Source organism: Segatella paludivivens DSM 17968 = JCM 13650 (genome assembly GCF_000373185.1).
Classification (GTDB): Bacteria; Bacteroidota; Bacteroidia; order Bacteroidales; family Bacteroidaceae; genus Prevotella; species Prevotella paludivivens.
In genome coordinates this window covers 30,292-45,699 of the sequence record NZ_KB890644.1, presented here as the reverse complement: position 1 = coordinate 45,699, position 15,408 = coordinate 30,292, and the positions used below count along the sequence as shown (strand labels likewise).

13 protein-coding genes and 1 tRNA gene are annotated in these 15,408 nt (G+C 37.4%); 5 read left to right on the top strand and 9 right to left on the bottom strand.

Translation table 11 applies throughout. From position 1 onward, the window contains the following. The 4 genes from B045_RS15525 to B045_RS0107520 all read right to left on the bottom strand — a co-directional run. The coding region (locus tag B045_RS15525; protein WP_026234366.1) for a hypothetical protein at positions 1 to 251 on the bottom strand (251 nt) is incomplete at its 3' end. Between the two features lie 1,031 nt (positions 252 to 1,282). Then, on the bottom strand, positions 1,283 to 1,909 hold the full coding sequence (gene udk / locus B045_RS0107530; RefSeq protein ID WP_018463666.1) for a uridine kinase: 627 nt from the start codon (positions 1,907 to 1,909) through the stop codon (positions 1,283 to 1,285). 33 nt (positions 1,910 to 1,942) lie between these two features. Continuing rightward, positions 1,943 to 2,458, bottom strand: a complete 516-nt coding sequence (locus tag B045_RS0107525) for a uracil-DNA glycosylase family protein (RefSeq protein WP_238312186.1) — start codon at positions 2,456 to 2,458, stop codon at positions 1,943 to 1,945. A 50-nt stretch (positions 2,459 to 2,508) separates the two neighbouring features. Next, on the bottom strand, positions 2,509 to 3,552 hold the full coding sequence (locus tag B045_RS0107520) for an endonuclease/exonuclease/phosphatase family protein (RefSeq protein WP_018463664.1): 1,044 nt from the start codon (positions 3,550 to 3,552) through the stop codon (positions 2,509 to 2,511). A 194-nt stretch (positions 3,553 to 3,746) separates the two neighbouring features. Between B045_RS0107520 and B045_RS0107515 the strand changes: the two genes are divergently transcribed. The 5 genes from B045_RS0107515 (at position 3,747) to B045_RS0107495 (ending at position 9,906) form a co-directional block, all read left to right on the top strand. Continuing rightward, positions 3,747 to 6,281 (top strand): TonB-dependent receptor, encoded by a 2,535-nt coding sequence (locus B045_RS0107515; protein WP_018463663.1) that lies wholly within the window; start codon positions 3,747 to 3,749, stop codon positions 6,279 to 6,281. A gap of 17 nt (positions 6,282 to 6,298) precedes the next feature. Further along, positions 6,299 to 7,135 (top strand): DUF5689 domain-containing protein, encoded by an 837-nt coding sequence (locus tag B045_RS0107510; protein ID WP_025884110.1) that lies wholly within the window; start codon positions 6,299 to 6,301, stop codon positions 7,133 to 7,135. 36 nt (positions 7,136 to 7,171) lie between these two features. Further along, complete coding sequence (locus B045_RS0107505) at positions 7,172 to 8,461, top strand: single stranded DNA-binding domain-containing protein (protein WP_018463661.1); 1,290 nt, start codon at positions 7,172 to 7,174, stop codon at positions 8,459 to 8,461. 167 nt (positions 8,462 to 8,628) lie between these two features. Beyond that, positions 8,629 to 8,880: a type B 50S ribosomal protein L31 gene (locus B045_RS0107500; protein WP_018463660.1), complete on the top strand. Its 252-nt coding sequence runs from the start codon at positions 8,629 to 8,631 to the stop codon at positions 8,878 to 8,880. 90 nt (positions 8,881 to 8,970) lie between these two features. After that, entirely contained in the window at positions 8,971 to 9,906 is a 936-nt protein-coding gene (locus tag B045_RS0107495) for a DNA/RNA non-specific endonuclease (RefSeq protein WP_018463659.1), read from the top strand. Between the two features lie 74 nt (positions 9,907 to 9,980). Here the strand turns inward: B045_RS0107495 and B045_RS0107490 are convergent, their stop codons facing one another. From B045_RS0107490 to B045_RS0107470, 5 genes are all read right to left on the bottom strand, one after another. After that, positions 9,981 to 10,586 (bottom strand): hypothetical protein, encoded by a 606-nt coding sequence (locus B045_RS0107490; RefSeq protein WP_018463658.1) that lies wholly within the window; start codon positions 10,584 to 10,586, stop codon positions 9,981 to 9,983. A 42-nt stretch (positions 10,587 to 10,628) separates the two neighbouring features. Next, positions 10,629 to 11,147: a hypothetical protein gene (locus B045_RS0107485; protein ID WP_025884114.1), complete on the bottom strand. Its 519-nt coding sequence runs from the start codon at positions 11,145 to 11,147 to the stop codon at positions 10,629 to 10,631. Positions 11,148 to 11,299: 152 nt separating this feature from the next. Next, on the bottom strand, positions 11,300 to 13,552 hold the full coding sequence (locus tag B045_RS0107480) for a cation:proton antiporter (protein ID WP_018463656.1): 2,253 nt from the start codon (positions 13,550 to 13,552) through the stop codon (positions 11,300 to 11,302). Between the two features lie 110 nt (positions 13,553 to 13,662). Next, positions 13,663 to 14,886, bottom strand: a complete 1,224-nt coding sequence (gene pepT / locus B045_RS0107475; protein ID WP_018463655.1) for a peptidase T — start codon at positions 14,884 to 14,886, stop codon at positions 13,663 to 13,665. A gap of 165 nt (positions 14,887 to 15,051) precedes the next feature. Continuing rightward, positions 15,052 to 15,125 (bottom strand) — tRNA-Arg (locus B045_RS0107470). Positions 15,126 to 15,408 lie beyond the last annotated feature (283 nt).

Below are 15,408 nucleotides of genomic sequence, written 5' to 3'. Positions count from 1 at the left end.
TTTGCCATTGATTCAACAACAGAAATGGCTTGATTTTCCATTTCATGTCTTTCTGAAGACAAAGATACACTCTTTTCTTGAGATTTGCGAATACGATAAAGCCATGTTCGCACATTACGCGGATTAATGAAGTACTTGTCTGATATCGCTTTTATTGACAAATTACTTGTCGAAATCTCATGCAGAATTGCTTCTCGAACACTTGCTTCACAGCGTTCATAAGGACGCCTTTTTCTAATTATATTATCCATAGTTTACATTTTAGTGTAAACCTTTTCTGCTATAAGACACTCATCCCTTATAAACAAAGGGTTTGTGACAAAGTGACATTAGTGACATTGAAAAAACTTTTTCTGGTAGCGTGTCTTTAGCCGGAATAGATTTATCACTCCCCTAAATTGACGATGAATCTGATTATGTGTTCTCATGATTTAGATGGACCTATACACGAAAATTCTAATTCGCGAAATAAGGCAGAGTGATATGGGCCTTATCACTCTGCAGTTTACGAAGCAATAGGGAGTGATATGGCCCTTATCACTATTAGATTGAATAATAAACACAATACCAAAGCTTGCTCAAGTGATTTTTTACATTGAGTTGCATGAACTATGTACTCACTCTAAACTATTGATGGATAACACATGCACCGCTTTTTCTAGAAAAATCAGCTACAGTAAACTGCATATTATCTGCAGCATTTTATAATAAAAATCGTGCGCGCAAAAACTTGAAAATCCATTTCTACGATCAAACGTTTGTATTATATCGACATAAAGTTTCCAATCCTACGATAAAAAGTTTTTATTCCTTCGATGAAACGTTTCCGTTTCTATATGGAAAACATTCTATTTAAAAAACGGACTTGCATTTTTGACAAGACAAAATCACCTCGAAATATTCTCAATTTTTCGTTTCATCGTTAAAACGACTAATAATGACGTAGCTAGTACGTAGCTTACCGCAGCTATTTTTTTAGTTTTTATTTTCAACAATACCAGTAATCAAAGGACTTTCAAGCACAAACGTAGCTCCGTAGCTATTTATTTAAAAACCCTTAGAGGGGAATTCTGTATTTAAGTACATGTTTTATAATGCCAATTGAAACGAAATCAACGAGAAGGGTTACTTCGTAAGGATAAACTTAGAATAGTACCTATTACATCAATACTTTACCCCAAGATTAGAAATCGCTTGAGGCTTGCACACATAAGATTACCCCCATGCGATACGTACAAAAAATAAAGCAGAGGACTGATGAATGTCTTCTGCTTTATAAAAATTATTCTTGAGGAACAAGTCCTTCTATATATTTGCATAATATTGCTATACCTTTTATATTCTCTCCTCCTTGAGGAATGATAAGATCAGCATAACGTTTTGTTGGCTCTATAAATTGTTCATGCATAGGCTTCAATACTTTCAGATATCTTTCAACAACCATTGAAACCGTACGTCCACGATCAATAGTATCCCGCTGTATATTTCTTATAAGTCGCTCGTCGGGATCACAGTCCACAAATATTCTGAGATCCATAAGATCACGCAACTTCTTGTTTATCAACGTCATAATACCCTCGATAATGATCACAGGCTTTGGCTCTACATGCACTGTTTCTGGCAAACGGTTACAAAGCAAGTAACTATATGTAGGCTGTTCTATAGCCATTCCGTTTCGCAAGTCATTGATGTGCTTATTCAAAAGCTTCCAGTCAAATGCATCAGGGTGATCAAAGTTTATAGCGTGACGTTCATCTTCAGTCATGTGTGAAGTGTCATTGTAATATGAGTCAAGTGGAACAACAGCCACATAATGCGGTGGCAACGCCTCAACAATCTTTCTTACAACAGTGGTTTTTCCACTTCCTGTCCCACCAGCAATGCCGATGATAGTAATTTTATCGTCCATTATAATGTTATTATTGTAATTTTGTGGCAGAAGCTAAATAAGTTCATCAAACATTACACGATAGAACTCTGCCTTTTTTTCCAACTGCATAGGATAAGCCCTACTGCTGCTTGGCATTCTATATAATTTCATTGGCCTTCCATCGAACACGAACTCTGCGCTCTGTCCCATCTTCGGCATTTCTTTTATACTGTAATGGCGCATGAATATATCGGTAGCTAATTGTCCCGCAGTAAGCACACCCTTGCAATCTGGCAAACTTTTCAACATAGCGTCAAGATCACTAGGCTGCACAATCTCAAGATCTTTATCAGATGCCGTATTCTTAGTTCTACGTATTTGCAATGCTGTATCAAATATTGCAATTCCCTTTTCGGCAAGAAAAGTTTTTATCATCTCAAGACGAAAAGTTTTATTATCGGTATCAACAAAGTGCATTTTATCGGCAAAGAAAAGATATCCGAATATGCGCCACATATCATTTTGAAAGTTTGGATAATACCATTCAAAACACCAACGCTTACTTGCTGGTGGAAAGGTACCGAGCATCAGCAACTTCGCATTGCTCGGCAACCAAGGTTCAAAAGGATGTGTCTCTATCAATTTGCCTGTTCTTTAACAAGGTATACACATACAGGCAAGTGGTCTGAATAGCCATCAAGCCAAACACCGCCAGCGCTTGTACGTTTTGGGCTACCTTTATACTGCCCTTCGGTCTGGAACAGATAAGGCATGCGCTGAATCTTATTCTTCCAGAATTTCAATGTAGAAAATCCTTTATTATCACCTTTATTAAGTAGGTTTGGTGACATGATAATCTGATCGAATAAATTCCATGCACCACGATACATCAATGTACCGGTACCTTGCTTTAAGACATTATACCAAGGATTATACATATCATCAGGTCCAACCATATTAATTTCTTCCTTTGCAGAAAGAGCCTCATGCATACTCTTGTCTGTAGGGTCATCGTTCATATCACCCATTACAAAGACCTTTACATTAGGATCTTCCTTTATCAAGGAATCCTTTACAGCCTTAACCTGAGTTGCGCCCCACTCACGATATGAAGAACCATTGAAACGACTAGGTAAATGACATACGATGAATACAACATGTTCGTCAGCCATCTTACCACTAACGGTTAAGAAACCACGAGTTTTGAAACTACTGTCTTTAAGTTCTTTCTGTACATAAGGCACAAGTTTCATGTTATCCACCTTGAACATTTTTGGATTATAAATCAAAGCACAGTCGACACCACGCATATCAGGTCCCTCAATATGACAATACTTGTAATTGCGTGCCTTTAGTGCAGGCTGACTTGTAAGATCAGTCAATACTTTCGCATTTTCAATCTCACTAAGTCCGATAACAGAACATCCAACATTAGGTAGCAAGTCTGTTCCCATATCAGAAAGTGCTTGCGCCATGTTATGAAGCTTGTGAGAATACTTCAATCCATCCCAATGATAAGAACCGTTTGGGAGAAATTCGTAATCATTCTTACCTTCATCATGACATGTATCAAACAAATTCTCTTGATTGTAAAAACCTACTGCGTAAACAGAAAACGTCTTCTGCGCTGTGGCTGTAATGCTAATCAGCAGAACTGCCAATATTAATAACTGTTTTTTCATCTATAATAAAAAATGTAATATTATTTTAATAACTTTAGCTAATGCCAATAAACAAAGGCGCGTAAGCTGCAAATATACACATTTTTATTTAATGTATATGTATATTCTAAAAAAATTAACTTAAAATTCTCGTTAATTTAATTTTTATTTTGTTACTTTGCAGCATACTATTAATATTTATTAAACATCAAACTATGCAAAAGAAGCTCCAATTAGCACTGTTCGCGCTCTGCTATTCGTCTCTTGCGCTCGCTCAGAACAACAACAATTCTCAGCAACAGGCAAAGGCTTTAGACGAGAATGCGTTCACTTTTACAGAAGCACAGTTGGGCGAGGATGACAACATGAGTCAAAATGTGACCATCCTTAACTCTAACACTAATGCGTATGCCAGCGAGGTTGGTTATCTTTTTTCACCGGTCCGCTTTCGTTATCGCGCTTTTGACCAAAAGTATAACGATATTTACATTAACGGCGCGCCTGTTAACGACGTAGAGCGTGGACAATTCAGTTTTTCATCAATTGGTGGTCTGAACCAGATGACACGCAATGTTGATTTCTCACTTCCTTTTGAGAGCAACAATTACGGAATGACAGACATGGCAGGAAGTAATAACTATGATTTTCGTAGTGGTAGTATGGCTACTGGTCACCGTGTCAGCTTAGCTGCAGCTAACCGCAATTATACTTTACGCGGTATGTATTCATACAGTAGCGGATTCAACGCTAAAGGCTGGGCTTTCAGTGGAAGTCTTACTTATCGTTGGGCAAATCGTGGATATGTAGAAGGTACATTCTATAATTCATTGTCTTATTTCCTTGGCGTACAGAAACTTCTTGGAAAACATAGCTTCTCATTTGCCACATGGGGCAATCCTACAGAGCGTGCAACACAAGGTGCAGCTACTGACGAAAGCTACTGGCTTGCAAATGATAATCAGTATAACCCTTATTGGGGTTATCAGAACGGCAAGAAGCGTAACTCTCGTGTAGTTAATGACTTTGCACCTTCTGCTCTCTTCACTTGGGACTGGAACATAAATAACAAGACAAAACTCACAACAACAATACTTGGAAAGTACAGCATGTACTCAAGTACAAAGTTGAACTATAACAACTCTGATAACCCTGCTCCTGATTACTATAAGAGTCTGCCTAGCAGTTTCTATGATGTATGGGGAAGCAATGCTCAATATCAGACACCACAAGCTCTTGCTGATTGGCAACGTGCCTACGACTGGTTGAATTACAGTAAAGCTAACCGCCAGATTAACTGGGATCGCCTTTATGCAGCCAATCAAACTGTAAACGGGGAAGGTGTAGACGCAATGTACTATGTACAGAAACGTCATAGCAACAATCTAAATGTGACACTTGCCTCTGCACTTACTAAGCACTTAACAGACAAGAGTACTTGGAATCTAGGTTTTGCAGCTATCGGTAATAAAGGCTTTCATTATCAGACAATGGACGACCTTCTCGGTGCAAATTCATTCCACAACATAAACACTTATGCTATTGGAACATATCCTATAGGTTCGGATAAACTTCAATATGATTTGAATCATCCTAACGCACTTGTTCAAGAGGGTGACAAGTTTGGTTACAACTATACCCTTAACGTAATGAAGGGCAACATCTGGAGTAACTATACTGAGACTTTCGGAATTCTTCATTATAGCATTGCAGCAAAAATTGGTTACGACGGAATGAACCGTGATGGCAAGATGCGTAACGGATTATTTGCTGATAATTCTTATGGCAAGAGTAAGACTGCAAACTTCCTTTCAGGTGGTGCTAAATTCAGCGGTTCTATGGATCTTGGTCACGGAAGCGTAGTATCTCTTGGTCTTGGTTACGAGCACAAAGCTCCAACAGCCGATGTTGCATTCCAGGCTCCAGAAATGAATAATGACTTCGTTCAAAATCTTAAGAATGAGCGCGTATTCAGCAGTGAACTTGCTTATCAGTTTAGTAATTCTTGGCTTCACGCCAATTTAAGCGGTTATTACAGCCGTATTGATAACGCAACAGAATGGACATGTTTCTATTTTGATGATATCAACTCATTCTCTTACAACTCACTTACAGGTTTGAACAAGGAATATTACGGTGCAGAACTTGGACTAACATTCAAGCTCACATCATTCCTAGACTTTAAGGCTCTTGGTACTATCAGCGAAGCTAAGAACATCAGCAACGCAAAAGTTCGTTACCTTAACTCTACACAGGGTACATACGTAGACGACATCGCTCTTGTTGAGAACATGCGCGAAAGCGGAACACCACTTACAGCTGGTAGCCTTGGTTTGAGTTTCCATCAGGGTGGATGGTATATTGACCTTAACGGTAACTATTACGACCGCATCTACTTGAGCTACTCTCCTTACTATCGTTACCAAACTCCTTTGAAAAATCAAAAGAGTGTTGACAATGAAGGAAACTACATCGTTTCTCCACAGGATAAGGGAAAGGGTGGATTTATGCTTGACGGAACAATTGGTAAAAGCATCCGCCTCAAGAAAGGTAGTCTATCTATCAACCTAATGGTTACTAATATTCTTAACAACCAGAAGATAGTAACAGGTGGTTACGAACAAAGTCGTAGCGATTACTCACTGAAGAATGATGGTAGTACTAGCGACCGTTGCTACAGATTCTCTATGAACCCTAAGAAGTATTACATTTACGGAACTAACGGAATGCTACAAATAGCATATAGATTCTAATTTAAATCCCAGAAGAAATGAAGAATATTAAATACATAATGTTAGCTCTTGTCTGCACACTCTTTACAGGATGTATGGACGGCAATTGGGATGAGCCTACAGGTTTTCAAAGAGGAAACACTGCTGTTCCGGAAACCAATATCATGACCATTGCCCAAGTGAAAGCTAAATATCAGTCTACTTTATCTCAGACATACGGCTATGCTCCTGTATCTGACGACATTCAGATAAAGGCTCATGTTACGGGTAACGATATTGAGGGCAATTTGTTCAGTCAAATTTCTCTTGAGGACAGCACAGGTGCAATACTTGTTGGCATTAATGAAAGTGGTATCAATGGATATCTTCCTGTAGGTACAGAAATTATCGTAAACCTTAAAGGACTATACATAGGATGCTATGGTATGCAACCTCAAATTGGAGATAAATATCTTAGCGCAAAAGGTGAAACTTCTGTCGGAAGAATGAGCAAGTTACTCTGGGATCATCAATTCAAATATACAGGAAAGACTGTATCTGTATCAGCTACAGAATTCAACCAAGCTAGCTTGAAAAATGCTCAATACTTGACAGACAATGCTGGAAAACTGATGACTATCAAGGGCGTCACATTTGCTGACGGCGGTCAGAAAGTATACAGCAATAAGGAAGATGTAGTAAACAACAACTGTTGCGAACGTGTTCTAAACGAATTGGACAAAAACAGCTTTGTTGTGAGAACTAGTACTTATGCAGACTTTGCTGCCGAGACACTTCCTACTGGTAAAGTAAACATAACAGGTATTTTCACTCGCTATAATAATAAGTGGCAAGTTATCATCCGCAAAGCAAGCGATGTAGAAAACGCAAATTAAATTGCTATCAAACAGTAAAAACAAAAAAAGAAATATATGAAAAAGTTTATTTATTCATTATTAGCATTGGCTATTACAGCCATGACATTCACTAGTTGTGAAGATGTTCCAATGCCTTACAGTGAACCAACAAACGGTGGAGGTACAACCACAACATACACCGGTCAAGGTACTGTTGATGATCCTTATACAGTGGCTGACGCAAACAACTATATCAAAGCTGGCGTAAACTTAGACAGTATCGTTTATGTAAAGGGTAAAATTTCTTCCGTTGACTCTGTCAGTCTAAATTATGGTAATGCTTATTACAAAATTTCTGACGACGGAACGTCTACTGGTCAACTAATCGTTTATCGTGGTTATGCTTTCGGAAACCAAAAGTTTAAAGCTGCTAACGAAATCAAAGTTGGTGACAATGTTGTTCTTGTTGGTAAGATTGGTGCGTTCAAAGGTACTTATGAGTTCATGCAAGGTAACTATATCAATACCCTTAATGGAAAGACATATACTCCAACAACTGCAGATGACAACGCTATAGATAAGCCATATAACGTAGCAAAAGCAATCCAAGTTATTGCAGCAGGCGCACCTACAGCCCCTGTATATGTAAAGGGCATCATTTCTGTTGCTCCTTCATTCAATGGATCATACGGAAGCTTAACATACTACATCTCTGATGATGGTACTACAACAAACCAAATGCAGGTTTATTCAGGTCTTGGTATCGGTGGTGCCAAATTTACTTCTGCCAGTGACTTGAAACTCGGTCAGACTGTTGAAGTTTACGGTGTTATTAAAGATTACAGTGGCAAGCCAGAAATAGATAAGAGTAGCACTCTAATCTCTGTAACTGGTGATGGTACATCTACTGGTGGTGAGACTGGTGGTAGTGCAGTACCAGTCTCTATAAATAATACTACAGTTACAATGGCTAACAGTGCAGCAACTGAAAGCACAGAAACAGCAACTGTAGACCTAAATACATTGGGATATGCTGACAAGGCTGTTGTTAGTACAGTTAGTTTGACTGATGGCACAACTATTGTATTTGACAAGAATGGTGAAACAAATGCTCCAGTTTTCAATGTTTCAACTAAGGGTGTACGAGTATACAAAAATAATACGATTACGGTAAATGGCAAAAAAGCTATAGCGAAAATAGTATTTACATGCGATTCATATAGCGGAACAGATTACGTAGGTAATACTACTGCTACTGTTAAGTTTAGCGGAAATAATGCCACATATACAAACGTATTCACTGGATCAACTGGTGGTGGAGTACAGCTCAGAGTACAAACGATAACAATTACATATGCAAAGTAATAGCATATCAAAATAAAGTTATAAAGAGGTCGGTAATAAATACCGACCTCTTTTAATTTAGTAAAAAGGAAAAACTTATCTAAATATTTGGCAGGCTGCAAAATTTTGATTAATTTTGCAACCTGTTACGTAGATAACAAGATTACAAACAATAATATTTAAACGAAATGAAAAAAGGTATTCATCCAGAAAACTATCGTCCCGTCGTATTTAAGGATATGTCCAACGGCGATATGTTCCTTACAAAGTCTACTTGCAAGACAAACGAAAATGTAGAATTTGAAGGCGAAACTTACCCAATTGTAAAGGTCGAAATCTCAAGTACTTCTCACCCATTCTATACAGGTAAGAACAAGCTTGTTGATACAGCAGGTCGTGTTGACCGCTTCATGAACCGTTACGGTAAGTTGAAGAAGTAAATATATCCTTTTACAAGTATATATTATAGAGTGCGTTCGAACGTAGTTGCATATACGTTCGAACGCATTTTTGTCTTAAAAATATTACGTATGAGAAAAATTCATTTTTTTATCAGCTTGTTTGCCACAACTCTGTTCCTTGTTTCTTGTGGTAGTAACGAGAGTATTACTGACGACGGTAATGGAAGTACCAGTGACGTTACCAATGTAAATAAGAACACAATTTCAAGTAGTCAACCTAAAGAAATTGCTAGATTGGAATTTCCTAAGGTTAAAGGTGGAACAAGCGAAGTTATTATTCACTCAACATCTGCTTATGGAATGACATACGCATCAGAGTGGGATCACACATTAAGATCACAACGCTGGTCTTGTTTTGAGATATATAAGAGCAATAATGTAAAAAACTGGAACCGTAGTGGCTGGAAACAGACTTCATGGGGAGGAGACCCTTTTCAAAAGGATCCATCAGTCCCTTCATCAGAGCAGCCAAATGTTACAGGAGAATTTAGCGGTAGCTATTATAAAGGAATTGGTAGTTTCTATGAAAGAGGACACATCTGTGCTTCTGAAGACAGAGTATATTCAAAAGATGCTAACGAGCAAACTTTTTACATGACTAACATGCAGCCACAAGTTGGAAACCTGAATGAAAAGATATGGAGTGACATGGAGGCAAAAGTAAGAGACTGGGCTTCGAATGCTGATACTTTATACGTTTGCAAAGGTGGAACAATTGATGGTGACGATAAGATTATTGACCAAACAAAGAGTGGCTTTATTGTTCCTCGTTATTTCTTTATGGCTGTATTAGCAAAAAATTCTTTGGGATATAAGGCTATGGGATTTTGGATTGAACATCTTGATGTAGACCAAAGAAGTAAGGGTGTTGCATCTTTCGTTGTAAATATTGACGATTTGGAACAAAAGACAGGAATAGACTTTTTCTGTAATCTACCTGATGACGTTGAAAACCAAGTAGAAGGTTTAAGCGTAGACAAGGTTAAAATTGCATGGGGATTTTAACAATCCTATGCATCAAGATATAAAAAACAGGGATAAGGCATAAAGCTTTATCCCTGTTTTATTTTCATATGGGCTTATCTTCTACCCTTAACAATTTTATTTTCCACTACAACTCCCATTGCACGAGTCATCGCCGCACGAGTGAATGTTGGTGTATAACCTTTTGCATAAGTGTAACGACTGAAGTCAAAGTCAATATATTCATCGTTGTTCACACCCTTCATAGTACCATGAAAGCTCTTTGTATCAAGATAAGACTGAATATTACTATTCCCAAATGTTATGACATATTGGTTCTTACTTGCATCGTAAGTAACATAAATATCACCTGTCTTACTATCAATATACCACGAAAACTTTAGTTCCTGACTTTGAGTACCTGATACATCAACTTCAACACCTCGTCCACTTATTGATGTGGCATCATATTGGTCAAATTCCATTTGTCCATCAAACGTAGCCTGCTTGCGAATTCCGTTCTCTGTATATTCATATAACATTTTCCCTTCCCAATGTCCACGAAGAGTATTAGCAAGAACATTCAGCGTATTGTCGTTACTAGAGTTATTTGTGTTCTGATTATTATCATACCAATTGTCATCACCAGAATCACAGCTTGCAAAAATCATCGTAGTTGCAACGATAACAAGCAGCATTATTATTTTCATTAGCTTTTTCATATTTGAAGTCTTTAAAAGTTTTCTATATTAATATATTTACCGTTATTTTATAAACACTCTCTTTGGAGCACCAACAGTAGTTATTGAACGAGTTTTTGCGTATGAGTCAAAACCATATCTGTAACTATTCCAGTTTAGAGAAGATGTATGATACAGGCTAAAAGCAGCTCTTGTTCCGTCATTAGTTTGAATATATCCAGAGAACATAGAATCATTTATTTTATAATCATAGATTATGATATCCGTGTTTTCTTCTCTAAAGTGTATATATATATTCTGATCACGAACGACCCAAGTGATATGATTTGCGACATAATCATAAGGAGAGTTGCTATAATAGTCTACCCAGTAGCCGTCGCCAGAATTATACCCACTGTCAAACTCTATTTCTGAATAAGCGGCTTTATAAACCATTCCATCATATTCTGAACTAACATAAATATTACCTTTCCAAGTACCATCCATGTAGTATGCAACTTCTGCATCAGGATCACAAGAAGTAAAAGTGAAAGACAACAAAGCTGTCATCATCAATGTCAATATTGTAGTAAGGCGTTTCATAAGCTATATTCTTTAAGTTATTATATTTTGGTTTATTTCTATATTGCAAATATAACACAAATTTAAATATCTTAAAAAATAAATTCCATATTAATGAATAGGGATTTCCCTTTAATAAATGGATAATCCCCAACGGCATTTAATATAACAAATTACATCTGTTTATGCAATTCCTTCAATGAGTCCTCCTCTCCAACAATCCACATAACATCTCCCTTTTCAAACTTACGTGCAGGATCTATTAGTGTCAAGTTCTTCTGCCCCTCGTCAACTCCTACAACCATACAGTTAAACTGGTCGCGGATGCCACTCTCCTTCAAAGTCATACCTATAAACGAACTTTTAGCTGAAATAATAACCTTTCTTAATTTCATTTCGCGCTTTTCTATATCAGGATCTTCAGGTATAAGTTCATGCTTTATCGCTAATCTGAAATTGTTTAATTGTTCATCATCACCTATGACAAATAACTTATCTGCAGGGAAAATAATATAAGATCCGTTAGGTATGTTAATACGCAAAGAACCACGCAATATACTACTTACATGGACACCAAACCTATTTCTAAATTTCAGATCTCTGAGAGATCGTCCTATCCAAGTGGAATCTTCAGGAACCTCAAATTCACTTATATGAATATCTCTTTCAAGAAGATGTCCTTCAAAAAGCGGACGTCGCTTGCCATTGACTAGTGCAGCAATCTCTCTTGAACGCAAATTATTTATAAACAGTCGCTCAAGTTTTATACTTTCATGTTTTAGACTTCTTGAAAGCACCATTAGCGATAGCACAAACAAGGCGATACAAACCACAAGAGCATCCGTAAAGCGCGTGAGATAATTACATATATAAAATATGAATGCCAATGCCACAATTACTTTTACCATAATAGTGAAAATCAAAGGCAGACGATTCAATCTACTTTCTGTCCATAGGCGATTAAACTCATCACTATGCAGATTCTTCATCATCATAGAGCGCAAAAATGGCGATATAATTACTACGGTCAATGTTCCACAAACAGCATTACCTATCCAATGACCAAACAAATGGCGACTCAAAGGGAGTACAAACGTAAACATCAGTATTATAACAGCTGCAGACAATATACCATAGATAAGTGTATTTGAAAGCATCTTGCGCAACAATTTTCTCCAATCGTTTACTTCCTCGTATGAATTAACATGAGCATTCCCCAAATGATTCATTCTTCGAACCCATTTTTTGGGCAAATGATTTTCTAGATATAAGTAACATGGTTCAGAGGCCCTAATCATGTAAGGAGTTAGGAACGTTGTTATCACGGACACAGCCACGACAACAGGATAAAGAAAACGGCCAATAACACCAAGCGATAATCCCAATGAAGCTATGATAAATGCAAACTCTCCAATCTGTGCCATAGAGAAGCCACACTTCATTGCTGTCTTCAGTGGCTGACCACCCAACATAAAGCCAGCAGTTCCAAATATAACCTGTCCAAACAATATTGTCATCACCAATACAAATATTGGCACGGAATATTCAACCAGCACCTTTGGATCCACCAACATACCTACTGATACAAAGAAAACAGCTCCGAAAAGATTCTTTACCGGTTCTACTAGTTTTATAATTTTATCAGCTTCAACGGTCTCCGCAATGATACTTCCCATTACAAATGCTCCGAAAGCACTACTGAATCCAACTTTTGTTGACAACACAGCCATAAAGCAGCACAGTCCCAGAGCCACTATCACCATTGTCTCATTAGTCATAAGCTTTCTTGTGTGGCGGAAAAATAAAGGGATTAGAAATATTCCGACGACAAACCACAAGACTAAGAAGAATGCTATTTTAACTATAGAGCCGATCATCACTCCGCCATCAGGATTGCTACCGCTTGCAAGTGCACTAAGCATAACCATCATCACAATAGCAAGTATATCTTCCAATATAAGCACACTCATGACAAGTGAAGCAAAACGTTGTTGACGCAATCCTAAATCGTCAAAAGCCTTATATATTATTGTTGTTGACGACATAGCAAGCATACCGCCGAGGAACATACAGTCCATCTTGCTCCAATTGAAGAAATAACCTGCAAGCATTCCCAATGTTGCCATTGAAAAGATTATGGTTGCAGACGCTATTATAGGCGCCATGCCCATTTTGAGAATCTTCTTGAATGAGAAATCAAGTCCAAGAGAAAACAAGAGAAACATCACACCGATATCTGCCCAAGTCTGTATATTTATCTTATCGATTACAGAAACTGTATATGGCATGTGTGGAGAAACAAGAAATCCTGCCACAATATACCCCAATACAATAGGTTGTTTTAGTCGCTTGAATACCAAAGTAACTATTCCTGCTACAATAAGTATCAGCGCAAGATCATTTATTAAATTTGGTATCTCAGCCATATTATCTCGGTTTTTACAGTTTTTATCGTGGAATTATAAAAAGAATACTGGTAGCGTAAAAATTAACATTCCCGACTTTCATAAATTATCCAGAAAGTCGGGAATAATATTTAATCGTTGTAAGTACCAGTAATTTCACAAATCTTGGTAATTACTTCAACAGCTTTTTCCATGACTTGAATAGAAACAAACTCATGAGGTCCGTGGAAATTCACGCCACCTGCGAAGATGTTAGGACATGGTAGTCCACGGAAACTAAGCTGTGCTCCGTCTGTTCCGCCACGTATAGGCTCAACTTTTGGTGGAACTCCACTTTCCTGCATCGCCTTTAGCACGATATCAATAACATGCATATTAGGATCTATCTTCTCCTTCATGTTATAATATTGGTCATGAATTTCAATACTTACAGTACCTTCACCATATTTTTCATTCATTTTTTTAACACAATCTTCCATAAAGTCCTTACGGTCTTCAAACTTCTCACGCTCATGATCACGAATAATATAGCTAAGTTTGGCGCTCTCTGTACGACTGTCTATATTCAGTAAATGATAAAAGCCTTGGTATCCCTCTGTTGCTTCAGGAATATCTGTCTCAGGAATCAAACTATTAAATTCACAAGCGAGTCTGTTTGCATTAATCATTTTACCCTTTGCATATCCAGTGTGAACACTTACACCTTTAATGTGGACCTTAGCACCAGCAGCGTTAAAATTCTCATATTCAAGGTTGCCCAAGTCACCGCCATCCATAGTGTATGCCCAGTCACAACCAAACTTTTCAACATCAAAATGATGCGCACCCAGACCTATTTCCTCATCAGGATTAAATGCAATACGTATGTCGCCGTGCTTAATCGCATCGTTATCGCGCAAAATGCACATAGCCTGTACGATCTCAGCAATACCAGCCTTGTCGTCAGCACCAAGAAGAGTAGTTCCGTCTGTGACGATTATATCTTCACCAACATGCTCCTTTAGCTCAGGAAACTTAGATGTATAAGAAACTATACCTGGAGATAGTTCAATGTCCTTTCCATCGTAGTTCTTTATAATCCTAGCCTTGATATCTTTTCCGCTTGCATCAGGACTTGTATCATAATGAGAGATAAAGCCTATGGTAGGTGTCTTCTTCTTGGTATTACCCTTTAGGGTGGCATAGATGTAACCCATATCGTCCATCTCTACGTCGCAGAGTCCTTCGTCCTCAAGCTCTTGTTTTAAATACTTGGCGAACTCCATCTGTTTCGCCGTACTAGGGACACTGTCTGAGTCCTCACTAGACTGTGTGTCAAACTTTGTGTAATTAATAAATCTTTCAGTTAATTCCATATAATTGAATAGAATATAAGCCTTTAATTGTGTATTAATCTTTAACGTCTCGCTTAATGTGAGCTTCTGAAATGCAAATATACATATTTTTTCGGATATTTATATAAATCCAGATTAAAACATCCATAAAATAATGATTATCAGTAGTCTCACTCTAATGAAAAGTGATCTTGGCGGGATTCAAACCCGCGACCTTCAGAACCGGAATCTGACGCTCTATTCAACTAAGCTACAAGACCAACAGTTTTGCAAAATTACAAATAAAATCCCTAATTTCCAAAAGATAAGATACATTTGTGTGTTTCATAAGTTTAGGTGCCGTTATACAAAGTTATCAATATAAATTGTCGTTTGATTTATTTTTATGACATAACTCTTCGACCCTATTTGCACAATATTTCTGTATTATATAATATAGATATAACAAGGAAACAAAATAAGACTTATTCTTTTTTGCTTTTCAACTAAGTTATTGTATATTTACATTTAGTGAAGACAGACTAAACCTCAACGATAAAAAAT

Coding starts and splice junctions, on each gene's coding strand:
- udk (WP_018463666.1), bottom strand. CDS start 1,909: ATGGACGATAAAATTACTATCATCGGCATTGCTGGTGGGACAGGAAGT.
- B045_RS0107525 (WP_238312186.1), bottom strand. CDS start 2,458: ATGCTCGGTACCTTTCCACCAGCAAGTAAGCGTTGGTGTTTTGAATGG.
- B045_RS0107520 (WP_018463664.1), bottom strand. CDS start 3,552: ATGAAAAAACAGTTATTAATATTGGCAGTTCTGCTGATTAGCATTACA.
- B045_RS0107515 (WP_018463663.1), top strand. CDS start 3,747: ATGCAAAAGAAGCTCCAATTAGCACTGTTCGCGCTCTGCTATTCGTCT.
- B045_RS0107510 (WP_025884110.1), top strand. CDS start 6,299: ATGAAGAATATTAAATACATAATGTTAGCTCTTGTCTGCACACTCTTT.
- B045_RS0107505 (WP_018463661.1), top strand. CDS start 7,172: ATGAAAAAGTTTATTTATTCATTATTAGCATTGGCTATTACAGCCATG.
- B045_RS0107500 (WP_018463660.1), top strand. CDS start 8,629: ATGAAAAAAGGTATTCATCCAGAAAACTATCGTCCCGTCGTATTTAAG.
- B045_RS0107495 (WP_018463659.1), top strand. CDS start 8,971: ATGAGAAAAATTCATTTTTTTATCAGCTTGTTTGCCACAACTCTGTTC.
- B045_RS0107490 (WP_018463658.1), bottom strand. CDS start 10,586: ATGAAAAAGCTAATGAAAATAATAATGCTGCTTGTTATCGTTGCAACT.
- B045_RS0107485 (WP_025884114.1), bottom strand. CDS start 11,147: ATGAAACGCCTTACTACAATATTGACATTGATGATGACAGCTTTGTTG.
- B045_RS0107480 (WP_018463656.1), bottom strand. CDS start 13,552: ATGGCTGAGATACCAAATTTAATAAATGATCTTGCGCTGATACTTATT.
- pepT (WP_018463655.1), bottom strand. CDS start 14,886: ATGGAATTAACTGAAAGATTTATTAATTACACAAAGTTTGACACACAG.